The 23,593-nt window shown below is 38.2% G+C and carries 22 protein-coding genes and 1 riboswitch; of the genes, 10 read left to right on the forward strand and 12 right to left on the reverse strand.

The annotated features are described in order from the left end of the window. The first annotated feature begins 21 nt into the window (after positions 1 to 21). Positions 22 to 1,203 carry a chromate transporter gene (locus tag MHH66_RS25890; protein WP_078184835.1) on the forward strand — a complete coding sequence of 394 codons (1,182 nt, stop codon included), beginning with the start codon at positions 22 to 24 and terminating at the stop codon, positions 1,201 to 1,203. Between the two features lie 40 nt (positions 1,204 to 1,243). Here MHH66_RS25890 and chbG read toward each other — a convergent pair whose 3' ends face one another. The 5 genes from chbG to MHH66_RS25915 all read right to left on the reverse strand — a co-directional run bounded on the left by chbG (position 1,244) and on the right by MHH66_RS25915 (position 5,462). Beyond that, a complete protein-coding gene (gene chbG, locus MHH66_RS25895) occupies positions 1,244 to 1,948 on the reverse strand; it encodes a chitin disaccharide deacetylase (protein WP_078184836.1) in 705 nt (234 codons plus the stop codon). 51 nt (positions 1,949 to 1,999) lie between these two features. Continuing rightward, positions 2,000 to 3,325, reverse strand: coding sequence for a 6-phospho-beta-glucosidase (gene celF / locus MHH66_RS25900; protein WP_002129947.1), 1,326 nt, complete (start codon positions 3,323 to 3,325; stop codon positions 2,000 to 2,002). Positions 3,326 to 3,328: 3 nt separating this feature from the next. Continuing rightward, complete coding sequence (locus MHH66_RS25905; RefSeq protein WP_000989054.1) at positions 3,329 to 3,652, reverse strand: PTS lactose/cellobiose transporter subunit IIA; 324 nt, start codon at positions 3,650 to 3,652, stop codon at positions 3,329 to 3,331. A gap of 183 nt (positions 3,653 to 3,835) precedes the next feature. Continuing rightward, positions 3,836 to 5,143, reverse strand: coding sequence for a PTS cellobiose transporter subunit IIC (celB, locus tag MHH66_RS25910; protein ID WP_002034742.1), 1,308 nt, complete (start codon positions 5,141 to 5,143; stop codon positions 3,836 to 3,838). 16 nt (positions 5,144 to 5,159) lie between these two features. Next, positions 5,160 to 5,462 carry a PTS sugar transporter subunit IIB gene (locus MHH66_RS25915; RefSeq protein WP_001023565.1) on the reverse strand — a complete coding sequence of 101 codons (303 nt, stop codon included), beginning with the start codon at positions 5,460 to 5,462 and terminating at the stop codon, positions 5,160 to 5,162. Between the two features lie 425 nt (positions 5,463 to 5,887). Here MHH66_RS25915 and MHH66_RS25920 point away from each other — a divergent pair, with 425 nt between their 5' ends. Together MHH66_RS25920 and speD are read left to right on the forward strand one after the other, a co-directional pair. Continuing rightward, positions 5,888 to 6,997, forward strand: coding sequence for a polyamine aminopropyltransferase (locus MHH66_RS25920; protein WP_078184837.1), 1,110 nt, complete (start codon positions 5,888 to 5,890; stop codon positions 6,995 to 6,997). Positions 6,998 to 7,024: 27 nt separating this feature from the next. Then, complete coding sequence (gene speD / locus MHH66_RS25925) at positions 7,025 to 7,396, forward strand: adenosylmethionine decarboxylase (RefSeq protein WP_002191178.1); 372 nt, start codon at positions 7,025 to 7,027, stop codon at positions 7,394 to 7,396. A 110-nt stretch (positions 7,397 to 7,506) separates the two neighbouring features. Here speD and MHH66_RS25930 read toward each other — a convergent pair whose 3' ends face one another. Genes MHH66_RS25930 through MHH66_RS25940 form a run of 3 tightly spaced genes read right to left on the reverse strand, consistent with a single transcriptional unit; the run spans position 7,507 to position 9,452 of the window. Beyond that, positions 7,507 to 7,824 (reverse strand): PTS lactose/cellobiose transporter subunit IIA, encoded by a 318-nt coding sequence (locus MHH66_RS25930; RefSeq protein WP_002016162.1) that lies wholly within the window; start codon positions 7,822 to 7,824, stop codon positions 7,507 to 7,509. 9 nt (positions 7,825 to 7,833) lie between these two features. Beyond that, positions 7,834 to 9,135 carry a PTS cellobiose transporter subunit IIC gene (celB, locus tag MHH66_RS25935; RefSeq protein WP_078184838.1) on the reverse strand — a complete coding sequence of 434 codons (1,302 nt, stop codon included), beginning with the start codon at positions 9,133 to 9,135 and terminating at the stop codon, positions 7,834 to 7,836. A gap of 14 nt (positions 9,136 to 9,149) precedes the next feature. Continuing rightward, on the reverse strand, positions 9,150 to 9,452 hold the full coding sequence (locus tag MHH66_RS25940) for a PTS sugar transporter subunit IIB (RefSeq protein ID WP_078184839.1): 303 nt from the start codon (positions 9,450 to 9,452) through the stop codon (positions 9,150 to 9,152). Positions 9,453 to 9,676: 224 nt separating this feature from the next. On the opposite strand from MHH66_RS25940, the gene MHH66_RS25945 reads away from it, so the two are divergent. From MHH66_RS25945 to MHH66_RS25955, 3 genes are all read left to right on the forward strand, one after another. Continuing rightward, on the forward strand, positions 9,677 to 10,894 hold the full coding sequence (locus tag MHH66_RS25945) for a dicarboxylate/amino acid:cation symporter (protein WP_002016167.1): 1,218 nt from the start codon (positions 9,677 to 9,679) through the stop codon (positions 10,892 to 10,894). A gap of 168 nt (positions 10,895 to 11,062) precedes the next feature. After that, positions 11,063 to 12,220 (forward strand): acyltransferase, encoded by a 1,158-nt coding sequence (locus tag MHH66_RS25950; RefSeq protein WP_078184840.1) that lies wholly within the window; start codon positions 11,063 to 11,065, stop codon positions 12,218 to 12,220. A 42-nt stretch (positions 12,221 to 12,262) separates the two neighbouring features. After that, positions 12,263 to 12,643 (forward strand): VOC family protein, encoded by a 381-nt coding sequence (locus tag MHH66_RS25955; RefSeq protein WP_078184841.1) that lies wholly within the window; start codon positions 12,263 to 12,265, stop codon positions 12,641 to 12,643. A 39-nt stretch (positions 12,644 to 12,682) separates the two neighbouring features. Here MHH66_RS25955 and MHH66_RS25960 read toward each other — a convergent pair whose 3' ends face one another. Beyond that, positions 12,683 to 14,683 (reverse strand): YhgE/Pip family protein, encoded by a 2,001-nt coding sequence (locus MHH66_RS25960; RefSeq protein WP_063219406.1) that lies wholly within the window; start codon positions 14,681 to 14,683, stop codon positions 12,683 to 12,685. 135 nt (positions 14,684 to 14,818) lie between these two features. On the opposite strand from MHH66_RS25960, the gene MHH66_RS25965 reads away from it, so the two are divergent. Further along, positions 14,819 to 15,703, forward strand: a complete 885-nt coding sequence (locus MHH66_RS25965; RefSeq protein WP_078184842.1) for a LysR family transcriptional regulator — start codon at positions 14,819 to 14,821, stop codon at positions 15,701 to 15,703. 67 nt (positions 15,704 to 15,770) lie between these two features. On the opposite strand, the gene MHH66_RS25970 is transcribed toward MHH66_RS25965, so the two are convergent. Further along, positions 15,771 to 16,856 (reverse strand): hypothetical protein, encoded by a 1,086-nt coding sequence (locus tag MHH66_RS25970; protein WP_002143777.1) that lies wholly within the window; start codon positions 16,854 to 16,856, stop codon positions 15,771 to 15,773. Between the two features lie 89 nt (positions 16,857 to 16,945). Continuing rightward, positions 16,946 to 17,095, reverse strand: coding sequence for a hypothetical protein (locus MHH66_RS25975; RefSeq protein ID WP_002016173.1), 150 nt, complete (start codon positions 17,093 to 17,095; stop codon positions 16,946 to 16,948). Between the two features lie 252 nt (positions 17,096 to 17,347). On the opposite strand from MHH66_RS25975, the gene cydA reads away from it, so the two are divergent. From cydA to MHH66_RS25990, 3 genes are all read left to right on the forward strand, one after another. Then, positions 17,348 to 18,703: a cytochrome ubiquinol oxidase subunit I gene (gene cydA / locus MHH66_RS25980; RefSeq protein WP_078184843.1), complete on the forward strand. Its 1,356-nt coding sequence runs from the start codon at positions 17,348 to 17,350 to the stop codon at positions 18,701 to 18,703. After that, positions 18,696 to 19,721, forward strand: coding sequence for a cytochrome d ubiquinol oxidase subunit II (locus MHH66_RS25985; RefSeq protein ID WP_078184844.1), 1,026 nt, complete (start codon positions 18,696 to 18,698; stop codon positions 19,719 to 19,721). Before cydA ends, MHH66_RS25985 begins: the two co-directional genes overlap by 8 nt. Positions 19,722 to 19,940: 219 nt before the next feature. Further along, positions 19,941 to 21,299, forward strand: coding sequence for an arsenic transporter (locus MHH66_RS25990; RefSeq protein ID WP_002129967.1), 1,359 nt, complete (start codon positions 19,941 to 19,943; stop codon positions 21,297 to 21,299). Positions 21,300 to 21,550: 251 nt separating this feature from the next. On the opposite strand, the gene thiC is transcribed toward MHH66_RS25990, so the two are convergent. Further along, positions 21,551 to 23,311 carry a phosphomethylpyrimidine synthase ThiC gene (thiC, locus tag MHH66_RS25995; RefSeq protein WP_002068339.1) on the reverse strand — a complete coding sequence of 587 codons (1,761 nt, stop codon included), beginning with the start codon at positions 23,309 to 23,311 and terminating at the stop codon, positions 21,551 to 21,553. A gap of 112 nt (positions 23,312 to 23,423) precedes the next feature. Then, positions 23,424 to 23,539: riboswitch (TPP riboswitch) on the reverse strand. Between the last annotated feature and the right edge of the window lie 54 nt (positions 23,540 to 23,593).

A 23,593-nucleotide genomic window follows, 5' to 3' on the forward strand; every position in this document is an offset into this window, starting at 1 on the left:
AAAACAGTCTAGGAGGAAATTTTGAAAAATAATAAATACTCTTTCCAATCATTAATAGAGATTTTTCTCGTATCATTTAAATTAGGACTTACTTCATTTGGTGGTCCCGTCGCCCATCTTGGTTATTTCCACCATGAATACGTGCAAAAAAGAAAATGGATGGATGAACGAAGTTACGGGGACTTAGTAGCACTATGTCAATTCCTTCCTGGCCCTGCTAGCAGCCAAGTCGGTATGGGAGTTGGCTTATTACGCGGCGGATTATTAGGAGCCATTATTTCATGGATCGGATTCACTCTCCCATCTGTGCTCGTTTTAGTTTTCTTCGCTTCATTTCTTAACCAATTCGAGCTTGGAAGTACTGGCTGGATTCACGGACTGAAACTTGTAGCGGTCGCAATTGTCGCTCATGCAATATGGGGAATGGCTCAAAAGTTAACACCAGACCGAAACCGTGCAACAATCGCTATTGCAACTGCCGCAATCGCCCTATTATGGCCAAGTAGCTGGACACAAGTAATTCTCATTATAGTATCTGGTTTCATCGGTTGGTTTTTATATCGTGGCCAGCCAGTTAGCCAAGCTCATAAAATAAATGTACCTATTTCAAAAATGGTAGCCATATCTTGTCTCGTCTTATTCTTCGGACTATTAATACTGTTACCGATGTTACGACCATACTCTTATTTCATCTCTTTATTTGACAGCTTCTATCGCTCTGGTGCACTTGTATTTGGCGGAGGGCATGTCGTACTTCCTCTTCTTGAAAGTGAGTTTGTACAAAACGGGATGATGACAAAAGAACAATTTCTTGCTGGATACGGATTAACACAAGCAGTGCCAGGGCCACTATTTACATTCGCTTCTTATATAGGAGCAGCACTAAATGGAACCGCCGGAGCAGTTGTTGCAACGATCGCTATCTTTCTTCCTGCCTTCCTGCTCGTTGTTGGCGTTTTACCATTTTGGGACAGTGTAAGGAGAGTATCTTACATACAAGGTGCACTACTTGGAGTAAACGCAGCCGTTGTCGGCATTTTACTTGCAGCTTTTTATGATCCAATTTGGACGAGTACAATTATGAATTCTGTAGATTTCGTTTTTGCTTCTCTTCTATTTTGCTTACTCGCCTTTTGGAAAACACCACCTTGGATTATCGTTATAATCGGGGCCTTCGGTGGATATGTTCTATCCATTTTGTAAGCACAAAAAACGACGGCCCCATTTAGCCGTCGTTTTCCTATTAAAACTTCACAAGCTCCATTCCCTCAGGCAGCTCACTCTCCGTTAAAATACGCAACTCTTTCACGCGATCCATTACGTAAGAAGAACGTTTCACAAGCTCTGGGTCAATATAAGCTGGATGCACCATAATTTCTACCGTTTGCTCGTCCTGCACTCTTTCCTTTAACTTCACAAAGTAATCTTCCGTCACACCGTCAGCGTAAAAGTCACTGTAAAACACATCTGAAAATGGGCGCACCGCTCGCTCTTCTTCACAACGACGAATTGGAACATTATATTTACTTGCTAATCTCTCAAGAACGTCGTGTAAAAGCGGTAATCCATGCACGTGATGATGACTATCTAAATGAGTTGGTGTTAATCCGTAAGATAAAAACTTCTCAATTTGAGCAGTCCATTCTTTTTCTACCTCTTCTGAATTTATATTTCCTTCCCATACAACACTTTGTTTATGAAACAATCCATCGCTACTTACAAGTGATGAAACATCTTTAAGAAGCGGTTCTCCTGCCGTTAATACGAGATGAACTCCTATCCCTAACGTTTTATACTCTTTCGCTAAGCGTACGGCATGCTCTGTCCCTGGCATATTCATCATCATCGTCGTTGAATTTACAATCCCGTTTTTATGTCCATCAATAATTCCGTAATTTGTACCTTCCGTAAGACCGAAATCATCTGCATTTACAATTAGTTTAATCATCGCAATACCTCCTACTAGAATTAAAAAAAGCGGGCTAAACAGCGCCGCTTCTTATTTCTCTATCTTCTTAAAGAATTGTGGAAGATGTTCTTTATGTGCTTCCAACATTTCATCTAAAATTTGTTTTGCAACTTTATCTGATGGTACAAGTGGGTTAATTGTCATAGCAAGCAGCGCTTTATGATAATCCCCTGTAACAGCAGCTTCAATTGTTGTGCGCTCAAATGATTTAATTTGCTGTACTAAACCACGAACTGGTACTGGAAGATCTCCGACCGCAATTGGTTTTGGACCTTCTTTCGTAATAATACAGTTCACTTCAACAGCCGAATCATGTGGCAAGCTTGCAATTGTTCCGTTGTTTCGTGTATTAACAGGCTGGATATCACCTTTATTATTGTAAATAGACGTAATTAAGCTACATGCTGCGTCACTATAATAAGCTCCGCCGCGCTTTTCTAATTGTGGTGGCTTAATATCTAAATTCGGGTCTTTATACAGCTCGAATAAATCATCTTCTAATTGTTTTACTACTTCTGCACGTGTACCTTTTTCAATCGAAGCTGCTTTCTCTTCTTCCAACATTTCACGTGTTTTATAGTAGTAACGATGATATGGACACGGAATTGCACGAAGACCGCGAATAAAGTCTGGCTCCCAGTTAAGCGCAGCGATATTTTCCATCGTAATTTGCTTTTCTGGATCTGTTACAAGCTCTAATACACGATCCATTACGCTTACGCCATCCAAGTATACATCTAATCCGTATACCATATGATTTAAACCAGCGAAATCAACGTGTACCCGGCTTGCATCTACTTCAAGTAATCTTGCAAGACCCATACGAATTCCGATTGGAACGTTACATAGACCAACTACTCGTTGAATGTTCGTGTAGCGAAGGACAGCTTCTGTTACCATACCAGCCGGATTCGCAAAGTTAATTAACCATGCATTCGGACAAAGTTCCTCCATGTCCTTACAAATATCTAAAATAACAGGAATCGTTCTCAGCGCTTTGAACAAACCACCAGGACCATTCGTTTCCTGACCAATTACATCATATTTTAATGGAATTGCTTCATCTTTTGCACGTGCTTCTAACAAACCAACGCGAAGCTGCGTTGTTACGAAGTCAGCACCTTTTAATGCCTCACGGCGATCAAGTGTTAAATGAATATCAATTGGTAAACCTGATTTTTTCACCATACGTTTCGCTAAGTCACCAACGATTTCTAACTTCTCTTTTCCTGCCTCAATATCTACTAACCAAATTTCACGAACAGGAAGCTCATCATAACGTTTAATAAATCCTTCAATTAACTCTGGTGTATAACTAGAGCCACCGCCGATTGTAGCAATTTTAATTCCAGTCATGCTTTATTCCCCTTTCGCTTCTAGCTTTTTATAAAGGTCAATAAATTCTGCCGCTAATTCTTTTACCGTAATAGAATTCATTAAATGATCTTGTGCATGAATTAAAAGAACACTAATCTCTGTTTTTTCCCCTCTTGCTTCTGATTGTATGAGCTCTGTTTGGAAATGATGCGCTTCATTAATCGCTTCTTTCGCCTTTACCATCGCTTCATCAGCTTCTGCCATTTTCCCCTGTTTGGCAAATTGAAGTGCCTCCATTGCAAAGCTTCGTGCATTACCACTATTTAAAATTAATTGGAATGGAATTTGTTCTGCTGTAGTCATCATAATTACCGCCCTCTCTATTATGGTTCAACCGATTTAAATACCCCTTCAGTTTGAACATTTCTATTAAATTATTATTTTATTAATGATAGTTTGGTGTTCTTGTAGATGGGTCTCATCTTTATGAACATGATATAAAGGTGATTGTTCTCACAGATAATGTTACCTGTGAGAACAATTACTATGTTACATAGGTACAGAGTTGTTATTTCCTTGTGCTGCTGCTTTTTCAGTACGAACAACAGAACGGTCAGATAATACAACGAATGGATAGTAGATTACCATCGCAATTACAAAGTTGAATAACTGTAGAACTGCACCTGAGAAATGTCCACCCGTTACAAGATAACCACTAATAATTGGTGGTGTTGCCCATGGAATCATCACAACTGTTTTTGGTACCCAACCAATAGATATCGCTGTATAAGAAGTAATTACTAATACGATTGGTGTTATGATAAACGGTAAGAATAAAATTGGATTTAAAATAATTGGTGTACCAAAGATTACTGGTTCGTTAATATTGAATGCACCTGGTCCAATTGATAAGCGAGATACACCGCGTAATTGTGCACTTTTTGCTACAAGTAATACGACCACTAAGAACGCTAATGTTGCACCAGAACCACCAAGATATACAAAAGTATCAAAGAATGGTTTTGTAATAATGTTTGGAACATCAAATGCAGATGTACCACCTTGGAATAACTTCATATTTTTCTCTAATGCCGGTAAGTATAATGGCTCAATAATACCACCAACGATATTTGGCCCATGTAAACCGAAGAACCAAAGAAGATGAACAAGGAGTACAATGACAATTGCACTTGGTAATGTCCCTGCTAAACTTTGCAGTGGTGATTGAATCGTATTAAAGATAAATTCATGAACACTTGTACCAGCTAATTTCACTGCTAATTGAATACCTGCAACTACTGTTAAGATAACAAATGCTGGAACTATAGCTGCGAAAGATCTTAAAACTGCTGGTGGTACTCCATCAGGCATTTTAAAAGTAATGTTTCTTTGTACAAAGAAACGGAATACCTCAGTAACAAGGAGTGCCACGATAATTGCCACGAATAGCCCTTGTGCCCCTGTCCAAGCTAAGTTCAATCCGCCTTCTTTCGGTGTTGTTGGCGTAAGAATAATTAACGCACCAAATGAAATAATACCTGCTGACAAACCATCAACGCCGTAAGATTTTGCTAAGTTATAACTTGTTGTAAATGCTATGATTAGTGCTAGAATTGCGAAAGAACCAGTCCACATTCCACCGCCAACTTGTTTCCACGTTTCACCAAACAAACCTTTCATGAACTCTTGGAAAGCTTCAGACGGAAAACCATTAATTAGTGATGCCAATGCACCAACTAAAATAAGTGGCATAACTGCAATAAATCCATCACGGATCGCAGCTAAGTGACGTTGCGATCCGATTTTACCAGCGACAGGAACAATATACTTCTCCATAAATGCAATAAACTTTTGCATTTCGCTTCCCCCCTAATTATTTTTTTAGTGTTAATGCGTGATCTAAAACTGCTTCTCCATTCATCATGCCGTAGTGCATTGGGTTAATAACATCGACTCCAACGTTTTTCTCATCGGCAAGCGTTTTCATTGTAGAAAGCATGTAACGAACTTGCGGTCCTAATAATAGTACGTCTGCTTGATCGATATTGTTTTTTACTGCATCCCCAGATACAGCCCAGATCTTACCTTCTAGACCACGAGCTTTTGCAGCCGCTTCCATTTTTGTAACTAGTAAACTTGTAGACATCCCTGCTGAACAACATAATAAAATATTCATTTATAAATCCCCCTTGTGTGGTATAAAAAATTTATGTTTTTTATTTTTCTTTACGCTATTTATTAATGCAATTACCGTGCCAACTTTTCAAAACGCCTAAAATCAGCGTTTTTTCGAGTGATTTCTTTATGTGTTACCGCTTTCAATCAGTGTGTCCCCAAAAAAACACACAGTGTGTTATAAAACACCTCACTTTTAACACATAACTGTATGAAAATAGATTAGTGTTTAGTTGTCTAGTTGTATTTAAAACAAAAAAACACTAATTTTTTTAAAAGTGCGAAAATATAGTGCCAAAAAATATAATATTTCAACTCAAATCAAAACAAATACCTATTCAAGACACTCGTCTAGTTATAGTCCAGTCAAACTCTATTAAATTACATAGAATAGAATAAAATAAAGTATTTTGAAAGGGGATTCCAATGCCAAAGCATAGAAAAAAGAATAGAATGAAGATTTATAGAATACAGGTTCAAAATAAATGGTATAAACAAGAAGAGGATTCTGAATTAAATTCCAACACGGATACACTAGATCGACAGGACACTGAAGATAAACAAGACAGACCTGATAAACACGACGAGGATGAAGACGATAAGCAAGTACAATCGGAAAATGTAATTATAGTACCCACAGATTCACACAGCTTAGATGTGTGGGATGAAATTTCTCTAAAGGAAATACAAGCTGGTGAACATACGAATTTATTTGAAGAAAAGAGTAATTATCAAAATATTAATTTAGTCCAAGTAAACGATGTTCGCTTATACTTGGACAAGCAACTACAATTCAGCTCCGTTGATGAGCAAATTTATCATGAAGCGCTTGTACATCCGATTATGGCAAAAGTAATTGATCCAAAACGCGTTCTCATATTAGGTGGTGGCGATGGTCTTGCCTTACGAGAAGTTTTGAAATATGAAACTGTGCTACACGTAGACCTTGTTGATTTAGACGAGGCAATGATTAATATGGCACGTAATGTTCCAGAAATAGTATCTTTAAACAAAAACGCTTTTTTTGATAATCGCGTGAACGTGCACGTATGCGATGCAAAAGAATTTCTAAATTCACCTTCATCTTTATACGATGTAATCATCATTGATTTCCCTGATCCAGCGACAGAGTTATTAAGTACTTTATATACAAGCGAACTTTTTGCTCGTATAGCTACGTTTTTAACAGAAGATGGTGCGTTCGTCTGCCAATCTAATTCACCTGCTGATGCACCTCTAGTATATTGGAGCATCGGTAACACTATTGAACATGCTGGATTAACTGTGAAAAGTTATCATACAATCGTTCCTTCTTTCGGAACTGACTGGGGATTTCATATTGCTGCTAATTCTGCCTATGTACTCGATCAAATTGAGCAATTATATGTAATACCAACTCCTCGAACATTACCTTCTCTTCTTTCTCCTTTGTTTCAATTTAAAGAAGAATATTTAGAACAACGTAATCTCGCTCTTTTAAACTCAGAATCGAATCTTATCCTACATCAATGTTACAAAAAGGAAATGGAGTTTTGACAATATTATAGTAAGGAGTGCTACCCTATGGAATATTCTACTTTTGGTAAGCATATAATAGTAGATTTATGGGGAGTGGACTTTTCCCTATTAGATGATGTTCACTTTTTAGAATATCATTTAGTTAACGCTGCAGATTGCTCTGGTGCCCATATTTTAAACGTAAGTACAAAAGAATTCGATCCGCATGGCGTTACTGTTTTAGTTTTACTATCCGAAAGCCACCTTTCAATTCACACTTATCCAGAAAAAAACTTTGCAGCCATCGACTGTTATACGTGCGGTACGACCGTTGAACCGCAAATAGCGATTGATTATATCGTAAGTATATTAAGACCAAATGAGATGCATATAAAAAAACTAATTCGTGGTACAGGAGAGATTATTACTGCCGATTAATTATCACTCTTACTCATCCGTAAAAAGGAGGATTGTAAATACCATCAGTGGAACAAACACTCCACTGATGGTACGGACACATACATAAAAAAACTTTGCCTAAGCAAGGTTCATTCATCCACCGACATCTTCCTATATAATTCTACAAACTCACTCGCCAATTCCTTCACCGTAATTGCGTTCATTAAATGATCTTGTGCATGCACCATCAAAAGGGTAACTTCGGTTTTTTCCCCGGCAGCCTCTTTCTGTATGAGTTCTGTTTGTAAGCGATGCGCCTCTTGCAATTCATTTAAAGCTTCTTGTAGTTTCGCTTCTGCTTCCTGAAATTCACCGCGCTTTGCGCAATCAATTGCTTCCATTGAGCAGCTTCTCGCATTACCACCATGCAAAATTAAGTGAAAAGCTTTCGTCTCTATCGTATCCATTTTAGTTCTTTACTCCCCCTTTTCTTCCGCTACTTTTTGTTTATCCCATATTTTTAAGAATGGAAAATAAATAAGAAATGCAAGTGCAAAGTTAATGAGCTGTAAAATAACCCCTGAAATTTTCCCGCCTGATCCTAAATATCCACTAAAAAGAATAGGTGTAGTCCAAGGTACAGCAGCTCCGCTCGGACGTGCAACCCATCCCCATTCCATTGCAAAATAAGAAACAATCGTTAAAACAACTGGTACAAGTATAAATGGAATAAGTAAAAGCGGGTTCATTACTATCGGCATACCGAAAGTCACCATTTCATTAATATTAAAAATACCTGGTGCAATCGATAATCGCCCTAAACTTTTCAATTGCTGACTTCGCGCAAATAGTAACATTCCTACAACTAAAGCGAGTGTTGCACCAGAACCGCCCATATAAATCCATAAATCAAAGAACTGTGCAGTAATCGTATTCGGTACATCTTGCCCTGCTTGGAAAGCAACTCGGTTTTGATCCATTAACGACAACCAAACGGGGCTCATTACACCACCAACAATAGTAGCACCATGAATTCCACACGACCAAAGAACATGAACGAGAATAACTGCTATTATTGCGCCCCAAAGACTAGCACCAAGTACACTAAGTGGTTCCTGTAAAATTTGCCCCACAATATTATGGATACTGCCAAAAGAAGTATTTTCTATAATTAAGCGCAAAATCCAAATAACCGTTACAACAATAAAACCTGGAACAAGTGCCGCAAATGAACGTGTCACAGCTGGTGGAACTGTCTCCGGCATCTTTATAATCATCTTTTTTTGTACAATAAACCGATAAAGTTCAGTAGATATAATTGCAATAATCATCGCTACAAACAACCCTTGGCTTCCCATTAACGCAGCTGGTATAACTCCATCTACAAGTATACTTTCTTTCGTATTTGGTATCATATACATAACTTGGAATGGTGTTGCAAGTAAAAACGTCACAAGCGACAATGCTCCGGATGCTAAAGCGTCCACTTTATAATATTCTCCAAGTCTGTAAGCGATTCCAAAAACAGCTATTAAAGCCATTATATTAAAAGTTGCACTAACTGGATACCCTAAAGCCCTCTGCCAATTCTCACCAAATAAACCTGCCATAAAATCATTATATCCTGGTATTGGTAATGCACTAATAATAAGGAAAAATGATCCAATAATTAAGAAAGGCATCGTTAAAACAATTCCATCACGAATCGCTTGCAAATGTCTCTGTTCTGCAACCTTTCCTGCCACTGGCATCACATATTTCTCTAAAAACCCTATCATCTATCTCACTCTCCTCATGGTTTCATTAACAAAGCTGCTTGCAAGATAGCTTCTCCATTACAAAGTCCGTAATGGACAGATTGAATGACATCAACAGGTATTCCCTTCTCCTTACATAATTCTTTCATTTTCGGTAATAAATAACGTACTTGCGGTCCAAGTAAAAGTACATCTGCAGTATCAATATGATTTCGCACTTCTGAACCTGATACTGCCCAAACCTTTACCTGTATCCCTCTTGCCTCAGCTGCTTTCTCCATTTTTGTAACAATCAAACTGGAAGACATTCCCGCTGCACAGCAAAGTAAAATATTCATCTCGCTCCCCTCCCCCTTTTTCCAAACCTAAGTTATGGTGTAGCCCTTGCCAACACTAGGTTACAAATATATATGTCTAGATTTCTAACTGTATGCCGAGCTTAAAAACAAAAATTTCTCGGTTTTCACGCTATTCCATCTATCCGTATTTTCCTAGTAAAGAAGTCTCTAACTCGCTATAATGATTCAGTATGATTTTTTATAATCGATAGGAGGATATATTTATGAAGGCATATCGCTTTCCGCTTATTTTATTATCTTCTATCCTAATTGGTGGTTTCATTGGCTATTTCATGGGTGCCGATGCAGTTGCTTTAAAGCCGCTTGGTGACATTTTCTTAAACTTAATGTTTACGATTGTTGTACCGTTAGTGTTCTTTAGCATCGCGTCATCTATTGCTAATATGGATGGATTAAAACGTTTCGGTAAAATTATGTCTAGTATGGCTGGAACTTTCTTATTTACAAGTATTTTAGCTGCTATTTTTATGATTATTATCGTGAAAGTATTCCCGCCAGCACAAGGTGTTGTATTAGAACTAACGCAGCCTGATAAAGCTGAAAAAGCAGTTAGTGTTGCTGATCAAATTGTCGGTATCATAACAGTATCAGACTTTTCAAAGTTACTATCTCGCGAGAACATGCTAGCTCTTATTTTCTTCTCTATCTTAATGGGGGTTGCAACTTCAGCAGTTGGTGAAAAAGGGAAACCATTCGCTACATTCCTACAAGCTGGTGCAGAAATTTCAATGAAAGTCGTATCTTTCATTATGTACTACGCTCCAATCGGACTAGCTGCCTACTTCGCAGCATTAGTTGGTGAATTCGGACCACAACTTCTTGGAACTTACTTCCGAGCAGCAATGGTATACTATCCAGCTTCTCTTATTTACTTCTTTGTATTCTTTACATTCTATGCGTACCTTGCAGGTCGCAAACAAGGTGTACAAGTATTTTGGAAGAACATGGTCTCTCCTACAGTTACATCACTTGCAACTTGTAGTAGTGCCGCAAGTATTCCAGCGAACTTAGAAGCAACGAAGAAAATGGGTATTTCTTCTGACGTTCGTGAAACAGTTGTCCTTCTTGGATCTACACTTCATAAAGACGGATCTGTTTTAGGCGGGGTATTGAAAATTGCTTTCTTATTCGGTATTTTCAACATGGAATTCGAAGGACCGAAAACATTAGCAATTGCACTTGTTGTTTCTCTATTAGTAGGAACAGTAATGGGTGCTATTCCGGGCGGGGGTATGATTGGTGAAATGTTAATCGTTTCTCTATACGGATTCCCACCAGAAGCATTGCCAATTATCGCAGCAATTAGTACAATCATCGATCCTCCTGCAACAGTGTTAAACGTAACAGGAGATAACGCTTGTGCCGTAATGACAGCTCGCCTTGTAGAAGGTAAAAACTGGATCAAAAATAAATTTGCTTAATATATAGAAAGAGGATGCTCGCTTTGAGCATCCTCTTTCTTGTTGTTATTTGTCGAAACGTCAATATAATCCCATCCCGCCACAATTTTGTTATAATCTTCACAAACATTCCACATCCATTATCTATTATCCGTACTATAATCATGTATGGAAAAGGAGATGGATACAATGACTCAAAGCGCACCAGAATTCAAAGTTTTGCAAAGCATTGCATTTCTTGCTGTCGTTTTGCAAAGTTCCTTATTATATACAATGAATCAAGGAAATGTCTTACTCGAGCAATCCCTCATTATGGGCATGCTATTTAATCTTGCAAAATTTTCAGCACCTGCATTCATATTTATCGTCGGCTTCCATTTAATTCGGCTATATACGAAGCAACTCGTTTACAGAGAATATATTTATGAAAAAGCCGCACATTTACTCATTCCTTATTTCTTCTGGTCTATTCTTTACCTATTAACAACAAACGATGTCATTACACTACAAGGCGGAATAAAAAGTTTATTACTCGGAACAGCTGCACCTCATCTTTGGTACGTTATTATGATGTTCCAAATTCACTTATTGTTCCCGTTACTATGCACACTATTTTATTGGTTTCAAAAACGAACAGAAAATAAAAAAGACATATATAAATATATGACCATTTTCGCTTGTCTATATTTCTTCTTAATGTGGTACTCTTCTCACTACATTTTTAATGGAGAGAAACTGACTAGTTCAACCATTTTACATTATACAGATCGTTCCTTCTTCTTCTACTCATTCTATTTCGTCATGGGAGGAATAGCTGCTGTATCATTAAAAACTTGGCGTATATTTGTCATGAAACATATTCCGCTTATCACAATACTATTTTTCATCTTATTTTTATTCATCAATTATGAGTTATTTAGTTTTTACGGCGCCAATTCTATTCATTTAACGGTTTCTACTTATTTAAAACCGTCCATGTTTTTATATATTGTTTGTGAAATTATGATACTGTACGTGTTATCTATTACAATTGTACAGCGACGTGGTTTCTTATATAAAGCTTTACGTTTTATCGGGAATTACACGTATGGCGCTTATTTAGCTCATTTTTTCTTCTTGCAACTATGTACAAAATTTCTTTCCTTATTCGCACTGCAAGAAAACACAATATTATATAGCCTATTACTATTTATATTAACGACCACAATCTCTATTTCAGCAATGGTCATTGGTAGCATACTACCATTTCACACGTGGGTTACAGGGCCTTCCCCTACGACAAATATGAGATGGGCGAAGATTGCCATTCGGAAAAATCATGAAAAAGTATTTAAACCATATATTTGATATAATAGTATTTCATATAAGAAAAGAAAGTAGGACACACCTATGATTAATCAAATTGGACAAATTATGTTATATGTAAATAACCAAGATGACTCAGTACAATTTTGGACAGAAACAGTAGGATTCCAAATCGTTGCGGAAGAAAATAACGGTCAAGGATTTCGCTGGATTGAAATTGCGCCGGCAAAAGAAGCTGGAACAAGCATCGTCCTTCACGATAAGGCGTTAATTGCGAAGATGCAACCTGAATTAAACTTAAATACCCCTTCACTTATGTTCTTCTCTAATAACTTAGATCAACTGTATAAAGATCTTTCTGAGAAAAATGTTACAGTTGGACAAGTTGTAGATTTACCTACTGGTAGAGCTTTTAACTTCGCTGATAATGAAAGTAATTACTTTGCGGTTATGGAAAAGAAATAAGAAAAAGCTATCCGGAAAAATCGGATAGCTTTTTTCATTTTAAGAAACTTGCTCTGCATTCGTTTCCTTATGCTGTATATGACTCGTAACCCATGTGATTCCACCAGCGACAACGAGATAGCATAATAAAATTAAAATTTGCATTCGTAATTGCGACCAATCTCCTAAAGAGATAACATCTTGTAATCCTCTAAGAGAATGAGACATTGGGAGAAACTGTCCAATTTTGCTAAGAACAGCTATATTTAACTCTCCTGGGAAAGTACCTCCGCTCGTCGCTAATTGAAGAACGAGAAGCGTTACCGCTGCGAACTTCCCAACAATGCCGAATACCGTTACTAACATAAGAATAAATGTCATGAACGTAAAGGAAATAACAATACTTGATAAAACAAAGAGTGATACACTTGCAACTTCTAATTTCATAACTCCTAGCACAACCACATCCACAAGTAATGCTTGAATAAGTCCAATTAAATATACCAATCCTAGTTTATTAATAAAATGTACTGTTCCGCTTACCTTCATATTTTGTCTACGGCCAAGAGGTAAAATATTCGATGCCATAATTCCGCCAACATAAAATGCCAGTGATAAAAAGTATGGTGCAATACCTGAACCGTAGTTAGGCACATCAGAAACTGTCGACTTCACTAATTGAACCGGCTCTGAGAACATCGTATTGCGTGCATCATCATTGCGAACATCCGCTATCTTCTCTGCGCCCTCTCCCAATTTCGTAGAAAGTTCTTTCGCACCATCGTCAAGTTTAACAAGTCCGTTCGTTAACTTATCAGCACCATGATTCAGCTCTGTTCCACCACTCGCAAGGTGATTTACACCTTCTTGTAATGATGTAAATCCATTTCCCCACTTCGTAAATCCATCAGCTAAATTCGAAGTACCATCTGCTATCTTTTTCGTTCCAGCGGTAGCTTCGTTTAACTTAACTCCGAATGTATTCATGCCTTCCTCAATCTTATGCTGACCATCAGTAAGCTTCCGCGCACCTTGTGTCAATTGTTGTTGGCTATTATTTAAAGTGTTTGTTGCTTTAGCTAATCCGTTAGAAGTAGCAATGATCTTTTGAAAAGCAGGATCTTGCTGCACTTCTGGATGACTTTTCACATACTCTTCTAATTGTTGTTTTACACTATTTGCTGCATCGTCCGCTTTCACTTGCCCTTCAGCAAGTTTCTCACTTCCGTTCACCCATTCATTTGTACCAGCACTTAATTCACTAACCCCTGATTGTAAAGTTTTTTCACCTTGAGCTAATAACTCCATACCACTATGAAGTGAGATCGCTCCTTGACTCAGCTCATTTGCACCGCCACTTAAGGCAGATTGGCTAGAAGCAAGCTTATCACTTCCTTCTTTTAATTTCACTGTTCCATCACTTAAACGATGAATACCATCTGCAAGCTGATTCGCCCCATTTTTTGCATCCGTCGTTCCTTCATGTAACTTCTCAGCGCCATTACTTGCATCACTCAACCCTTGTGCCAAATCTTGAAACTTTGAAAAGACACCTTCTGTATAAGATTTCGTAATGCTATTTGAAATTTTTGTTTTCATATTTTCAACAGCTGTCGTTCCAATTTGAGCTGCTACAAAGTTTTTACCTGGATTTACTTTGTACTGCAGCCTCGCCGGCTCTGGTTTCTCATCCATTAGTGTACTTACCTTTTTAGAGAACTCCTCCGGAATCGTAACCACCATATAATACTTATCTTCTTTTAGCCCTTCATCAGCATCTTTTTCTGATACGAAATGAAACGCCAATTCCTTATTCTCTTTTAAATTTTTAACAAAATCGTCTCCAGCCTGGATTTTTTTTTCATCCATCACAGCACCCTTATCTAAATTAACAACTGCAACAGGTAATTTAGATAATTTTCCGTACGGATCCCAATATCCAGCTAAGAAGAATCCTGAATAAATTAAAGGAACGATTAATAAAAAAATTAAAGCGATACGTCCATGTTTATGGTTCCACATCGCCTTCCAATCTTTAAATATAAGTTGAATTCCCTTCATGAAACATACTCCTTCTCCTAATTTAACACCCTTCGAATGGTTTAACAGATTTACTATACACGTCACTTTCCATACTGTATAATACATCTTTAATTATCAATTCATTCCTTTTGGTCTATAGAAAGGAGATTCGAAGTGGAACTTCTTCAATTAAAATACTTTCAGACAGTCGCACGACTAGAACATATGACAAAAGCAGCTGAAGAATTGCATATCGCGCAGCCTTCACTCAGTAAAACAATCGCTAGACTAGAAAAGGACTTAGGCGTCCCCTTATTTGATCGCCAAGGTCGACAGATTACATTAAACTCTTTCGGCAAAGTATTTTTAAAACGAGTAGAACGCATTTTTCATGAATTGAGTGAAGGGGAACGCGAAATTAAAGATTTAGCTGAATTACAACAAGGCTCTATTACACTTGCAGTTTCTATTCCAAGAATATTACCCGAGTTACTCGGTTCTTTTTTACTAGAACACCCTAACGTTCGATTCCAACAATTTCTCGCATCTACTCCTTCTATGAAACGGCAACTAGATAATATGGAAATTGATTTTTGTATCTCCTCTGTACCAATTGAAGGCGAGGAAATGGTTTGGGAACCACTTATCACAGAAGAAATTTTCTTAGCTGTTCCTTCAGGACATCGGTTATCAAACCGCGAAAGTATCTATTTGCATGAAGTAAAAGACGAATCGTTTATTAGTATGAACACTGGTTACGGATTTCGGTACTTAACAGATGAATTTTGTAAAAAAGCTGGTTTCACTCCACATATCGCTTTTGAAGTAGATGAACCAACCGTGATTAGCGATCTCATTAAGCAGGGTCTTGGCATCGCCTTTGTCCCAAGTTTAACTTTATTAAAAAACTCTACTTTAGCATCAAATAAGTTACGTATTATTGAACCTAATTGCGAACGAACTATCGGCTTAAGTTGGTCGAAGAAGCGCTATTTATCAAACACCGCCCAGCAATTTCGTGAATTCGTGATTGATTACTTCTCCAATATTAGGGCGTAAAATTATATCGCTTTACAAACAAATAACGACACAAATAAAAGGTACCATCCCCATAGGGTGGCACCTTCTATTTTTTACTCTTATCCAATTCCATTTCCGCTAAAAGCGGCAATACGTTATCGAAAATATGTGTATTATTATTCTCACCTGTTACATATCCACCATAATATCTACTAAATACATTATCATTTCGGAATGTAGTCATCCGCTCATACAATTCCTTCGCAAACTTTGTATCACCTGTTTGTAGTACGTACAAAATTGTTAATCCGTAAGATGCTGGTGATTCATAGTTCACAGCTTGTTTTCCCGTTTCTAAGTTATAACGACCATATAACTTTCCGTCTTCGCGAAATTTCTTCTTTATAAATTCCAAATAAGCATCTGATGAAAGACCGCCTAAACTACGATGATAAGCGACGTATGATTGGTCAATAAGATTCACTTCTTTATCGTACGTAAATGTCCCATCATCTTTATACTCTTTCGGGAATGCCCAGCCCTGCCTTGGATAATCCGCTAAAAACTGAACAACTTCCTGATACTGCTGTGCAGAAATTTTTCCATACTTTTTCATATAAGAGAATGCATGCGGATTTATGTAAGATGTTGTTGCAAAGTTATTTTGTTTTCCTGTATCTGCATCATAATAATCAACGTAATAATTACCTTTTTTATTATAACGAAGTACAGAATCACTCAATTGATCTGCAAGGTTTTTATAGCGATCTTCCTTGTACATTTCATAAGCACGATATAATTGTTCTATAATACGAAGATCATCGATAAGTGCATTAGTAGCTGACTGCATTTCTCCCTTTTCAGAGATTTTCCATATAACGATGCGATCCTTGTGTACAAAGTTATTTTGAATAACCTTCACTTGTTCATCAAATAAAGCTTGATCATCTTTATCAAGTGTATATTGTAGCCATAACCCTGCAGATTCTGATAAAGCTTCACGGCCCTTCGCTTCACCCTTACCTGCCTTTGTATCCTCTAAGCGATACGTTGCAAGTGTTCCATTTTCATTCACCATATGTCGTAAAATAAAATGCTCGGTACGATTTCCTTGTAAAGCTGACCAAAATACAACTCCACCTAAAGCGATTAAGAGAATAACCCCAATCCCTATATATAAACGTTTTCGCAAGCTTTTCACCTCCTTTTAAGGCTAACCTTAATTTTACCAGAGCATACGCAAATATAAAAAAGACAATCCTTTAGATTGTCTCTCTCACCTTAACCTTCGCAAGCCTCTTTAGAAGGTCTATATAGCGATTCCACAAGTCGATCATATTCACGACGCGTAATTTCTTTATTATACAACTTTAATAATAAATCTCTATGCTCTCTTGAAAATGCCATCTTTTTAATGACTTCAGGATACATAAAACACCCTCTCCATTTCACATAAACTTCTTCATCCCGGAAATAGAACTTACGTTCGCATAAAAGATTATAAAAGATTCAGCCCTAAAAAACAAATAAAATATTACCAAATATCAATTTCTTTCTTTTTAGAATATTTAAACACTATATTACCGTACTCATTTTTTAAATACATATATATTTTTGGTAGTTTTTTGAATAAATTTTCCAATTCAATCAGAAAATAATGGCAAAAAGAAGGGGAGTATACATATGGATACCGTAACATTAGCAAGGGCATTTTTTGGTTCTTCATTAGCATTCCACATTATCTTTGCAACGCTTGGAGTCGGGCTTTCTTTAATGATTTTTATAAGTGAAATACTCTATCACTGGAAGAAAGATTCCGACTATGCCATTATGGCAAAAAGATGGACAAAGGCTTTTGCTATCCTTCTCGGTGTAGCAATTCCAACTGGAACAATTGTTGGTGTACAAATTTCACTTCTTTGGCCTGGTTTCGCCAAAATTGTTGGGCAAGTTATTTCCGTTCCGTTTCAAATTGAGATTTTCGCCTTCTTTTTAGAGGCTTTATTCATGTCTATTTACGTATATGCGGCTGATAAACTGCCTCCAGTTATGAGATTAATCTCGCTATTTTTCGTTATGATTGGCGCCACTGCATCTGCCGTGCTTATTACATCGGCAAACACATGGATGAATACACCTGCGGGCTTTTCAATGAATCCAGATGGCTCAGTTTTTAACGTTGATCCGTGGAAAGCTTTCTTTAATCCAAGCTTTGGCACAAGTGCATTCCACGTCGTTATTACGGCCTATACAACTGGAGCAGCTGTTATTGCTTCTATCGCTGGATTTAAATTATTAAAGAAAAATTTAAGTGCTCGTGAAATTGCTTACCATAAAAAAGGATTACTGTTAGGGCTTGTCATTACATTTATCACAGGTGCTACGATGTGGCTTTCAGGACATGAATCTGCTATTGCCTTACATAAACATTCACCTGAGAAACTAGCATCTGCTGAAGCTTTGTTTGAAACGACATCACACGCGCCTTTATCGATTGGCGGGGTTGTGGACCCTAACACACTTGAACTAAACTATGCCCTTGAAATTCCGAACATGCTTAGCTTATTAGTGGGACTAGACCCTAACACCGTTGTAAAAGGTCTAAAGGAATTCCCGCAAGAAACATGGCCACCATTTTACACACATACACTGTTCAATTTAATGGTCGGCACCGCTGCCTTTACCTTTGCAGTTGCAGCTATTGCCCTCTTATATTGGTACTTTGTTTACCGAAAAAAAGGAGTAGAGTTACCGAAGTGGCTTCTTTGGGGAGCTGCCGCCTGTGGACCCGTTATGTTGCTCGGTATTGAATTCGGATGGATTTTTAGTTGTAGTGGTCGTCAGCCATGGACAATTTATGGCATGCAACGCACGGTAGATGCTTCTACGCGCGCTGATTTCGTCGGTCCTTTATTTGTTTTATTCATCATTTTATATATCGGACTCGGTATTTTAACAGTCTTTGTACTACGGACATTCTTTAAGAAACATCCGTTAAAGAATGATTTACATCACGAAGGAGGCGATTCTCGTGCATGAGGAAAGCATTGCAATCATCATCTTATGGGCTCTTATTTTCGTATATAGCATACTAGGGTCTATTGATTTTGGAGCTGGTTTTTGGGGCATGGTATACGCTAAACACCCGACGCTTGCTGCCAAGCTTGCTAATCGGTACTTATCACCAACTTGGGAAGTAACGAATACGTTTCTTGTCTTTGTCGTCGTTGCTTTTCTCGGTTTCTTCCCAAAAGCGGCCTTTACCCTTGCAACCGTTATGTTTGTACCAGTTATGTTAATTTTAGTACTCGTTGCGATTCGTAGTACATTTATGGTATTTGCTTACTCCCTGCCAAAATACCAACACCTTCTTCGGATTATTTCAGGTATTACCGGGCTCTTAATCCCAGCTCTATTAATTACCGTTCTACCAGTTACAGAAGGTGCCTATATTACGATGTCTGAAGGAAAAGAAGTGCTCCTTTACGGAAAACTTCTTTCTAGTCCCGTTATTTATTGTTATATGCTCTTCGGACTAACTTCGGAACTATTTCTATCATCTCTCTTTCTTGCTGATTTTGCTAGGGAACAAGGTTCTGAAGATACGTACCGAATTTATAGAAGAAATGCCATCATACTTGGTCCTGCAACGCTCGTGACTGCTATTATCGCTCTCGTTGTAATGGACCCTGGAACACACTGGCTTATGCAAGGACTAATAAAGCAATTCCCATGGTTTACAGTCTCTATCATTTTATTTGTTATCGGATACTCTTCCCTTTGGTGGACAAATAAGAAATATGGCACACTAGGCTTTCCTCGCATTGCAGTTTTAGCTGTCGTCGCTCAATATGCATTTGCAAGCTACGCTTACGGCGTCGCCCATTTACCTTATATCATTTACCCGGACGTAACTGTATTTACAAGCTTTACGACGGTCGAAACATTCTATGCACTTCTTATTCTTTACGCAATCGGGATTGCAATTTTACTACCAGGATTTATTTTCTTCTGGAATTTATTCTTAAAAGATCGAACATTTTTAAAGGAAAAATAGTAAATTAGGGGCATTCACACATAGAATGCCCCTAATTTATTAGACTCCTCTCCTAATAGTTATTACACTACCCCTTATACTTGCCTTATTGCTCAAAATACACATATTCACTAGATTAAGGTAGATGCCTAGTTCTTCTTATTTTCTTTTGAATATAATGCTATATAAACTTGAGACAAGCTACATTTGTTCAAGGGAAAATAGAAAGGTAGGTTAAATATGAGCATTGAAATATGGATTACTATTATTGTATTCTTCTTAACGATGATTGTTATCTTTTGGCGACCTCGTGGTTTAAATGAGGCGTGGCCGGCAGCAGTCGGCGCTAGCATTATCCTCATTACTGGACTTGTATCAAAACCAGACGTCATGGACATTATAAGTAAAATCGGCGGTGCCTCTATAACGATATTAGCGACCATCGTTATGGCGGTTATATTAGAAAGCTTCGGCTTCTTCCACTGGTCCGCAGCGAAGCTCGCAAATTTAGCGAAAGGTTCCGGACGACGCCTATACTGGTACATTCAATTACTATGTTTTCTTATGACTCTTTTATTTAATAATGACGGTAGTATTTTAATTACAACACCGATTTTGATTTTACTTCTGAAAAACCTTCAATTAAAACCTCATCAACAAATCCCTTATTTATTAAGCGGTGCTTTAATTGCCACTGCATCTAGTGCACCAATCGGTGTAAGTAATATCGTAAACTTAATCGCATTAAATATTGTTAATATGACTCTTTATATGCATACAGCTATGATGTTTGTACCTGCAACATTAGGGCTACTGTTTATGTCATGGCTCATGTATACAGTTTTAAAGAAAAAAATTCCAGAAAGATTGCCTGTTTCTTCATATGATATTGAAGAAATTTTCTTCACGAAAAACTTCCATCCGTTAAAAGGACAAAATTCTGTTAATACGAAACAAAAACGTACGAAATTCATGTTAAAAGTATTAGGCTTCGTTTTCCTTATGCGCTGTCTTCTATTCGTTGCATCCTTCTTATCGATTCCAATCGAAATCGTTGCCGTACTCGGTTCACTCGTTCTTCTCATCTGGAGATGGTACTACTTACGAACAAACCCAGTCGATATTTTGAAAAAGACACCGTGGCACATTTTAATTTTCGCTTTCTCTATGTATGTAATTATTTACGGGCTTCATAACGCAGGGTTAACAGCGGCACTTGTAAGTTGGCTCGAACCAGTTGTAAGTCAGCATCTACTCTATGCCAGCTTTGCAATGGGCGGACTCGTTTCCCTCCTCTCTAACGTCTTCAATAACCACCCTGCACTTATGATTGGTACAATCACACTAACAGAAATGGGACTAGATCCAGTCACATTAAAAACTATCTATCTCGCAAATATCATCGGTAGTGACATCGGTTCACTATTATTACCAATCGGTACACTAGCTTCCCTCATTTGGATGTATATCTTAAGACAAAACAAAATTAAAGTGAAATGGAAAGATTATTTAAGCGTATCTCTCATCGTAATCCCACTCACAACAGTCGTCACATTATTCCTCTTATACTACTGGGTACAATTATTCTTCACCTTATAAAGTGAAACTTTATAAGGTGGGTAGGTGTTCATCCCCCACTGATTATTAGCCCGCACCAATCGGGCGTTTACGGGCAGTTTATCTCCCACCTAACTTCTTTGCTCCAGCCGAATTTTGAGGTGGGAGTTTTACTGCCCACAAATAGCGGGATAGACGACAGAAGCCCCCTTTGCTACCGTCTTAGCAAAGGGGGCTTCTTCTATATTTAAGTTAGGTACAGTGTGATCAATCAAGTAAAGAGGTGTAACGTGTTATTGATATAAGTGACTACCAGTTTCTTTGAATTCTACCGCTTTCTCTTTCATTCCTTTTTCAATTGCTTCTGTCGTTTCTAAGTCATTTTCTTTCGCATATTCACGAATATCATGTGAAATTCTCATACTACAAAACTTTGGGCCACACATTGAACAGAAATGCGCTGTTTTCGCCCCTTCTGCTGGCAACGTTTCATCATGGTACTCCATCGCGCGTTCAGGATCTAAAGATAAATTAAATTGGTCGCGCCAACGGAATTCAAATCGTGCTTTTGAAAGTGCATCATCACGCTGATGAGCCGTTTTATGCCCTTTCGCAAGATCGGCTGCATGCGCAGCGATTTTGTACGTAATAACCCCTTCGCGAACATCATCTTTGTTCGGTAAACCTAAATGTTCTTTCGGGGTTACATAACAAAGCATCGCCGTTCCAAACCAGCCGATCATCGCAGCACCAATCGCTGAAGTAATATGATCATAACCTGGTGCAATATCTGTCGTTAACGGCCCAAGTGTATAGAACGGCGCACCCTGACAAATATCAAGTTCTTTCTCCATATTTTCTTTAATTAAATGCATCGGTACATGCCCAGGTCCTTCAATCATAACTTGCACATCATGTTTCCAAGCGATTTTTGTTAATTCACCAAGTGTCTCAAGCTCAGAAAACTGCGCTTCGTCATTTGCATCTGCAATAGAACCTGGACGTAATCCATCTCCAAGAGAAAACGAAACATCGTACTGCTTCATAATTTCACAAATCTCTTCAAAGTGAGTATATAGGAAGTTTTCTTTATGATGGAATAAACACCACTGCGCCATAATCGAACCACCGCGCGAAACAATACCTGTCATACGCTTTGCAGTAATTGGAATGTAACGAAGTAATACACCAGCGTGAATCGTGAAGTAATCAACGCCTTGCTCCGCCTGCTCAATTAACGTATCACGATATACTTCCCACGTTAAATCTTCTGCAATTCCGTTTACTTTTTCAAGCGCTTGATAAATTGGCACAGTTCCAACTGGTACCGGAGCATTACGAATAATCCACTCACGTGTTGTATGAATGTTTTTACCTGTAGATAAATCCATAATCGTATCTGCACCCCAGCGAGTCGCCCACGTCATCTTCTCTACTTCTTCTGCAATAGAAGACGATACAGCAGAGTTTCCGATATTTGCATTTACCTTCACGTGAAAATTACGTCCAATTATCATCGGTTCCGCTTCAGGATGGTTAATGTTCGCCGGCAAAATCGCACGACCTTCTGCAATCTCCTTACGAACAAATTCAGGCTCTACCCCTTCACGAATCGCAACATATTCCATCTCAGACGTAATAATGCCATTACGCGCATAATGCATTTGCGAAACATTTGCACCTTGCTTCGCTCTAAGCGGCTTACGATCCATTTGTGGGAAAACAGGTGTATGTTTTGAAGCTACTTTCACACCGTCATCCTCAGGTTTAATTTCGCGTCCTTCATAAGCTTCCACATCACCACGCCCCAAGGTCCAAGAGTGGCGCGGCGCCTGCAACCCTTTTTCCAGCTCCACTTTATACTCTGGATCTGTATAAGGTCCACTCGTATCATACACACGGATTGGCGGATTTTGAACACCGTTCGTATCGCTTTGTTCAATCTCGCGCATTGGTACTTTCATACCTTCACGTGTTCCATCCACATACACTTTCTTACTTCCTGGTAAACTCGATTTCAATTCAATTTGCTCAGCTGAAACAGACTGTTTCATAACCTTTGTTGCCCCCCTGTTCGTGACAAGGACGAGATATGGCCAGCGCATGCCAAAATAAAAAGAGCCAGGTCCATAAAAGAATAAGGACCTGGCTCATAAAGACATAATTATGTAAAGCCGTTAACTTCCCTACGCTGGTACGAGCCAGATCAGGTCCAAAGGGTTAAGAAGTTCACACGCTTCTCTCTCAGCCTACGCATACGTTAGGCACCCCTAGTTTATCACTGATTTAATTTTCAATACTTTCCCATCATACACTATAATCTGAAAAATGCAAAG

It is taken from the genome of Bacillus sp. FSL H8-0492 (genome assembly GCF_038006145.1).
Lineage (GTDB): Bacteria > Bacillota > Bacilli > Bacillales > Bacillaceae_G > Bacillus_A > Bacillus_A mycoides.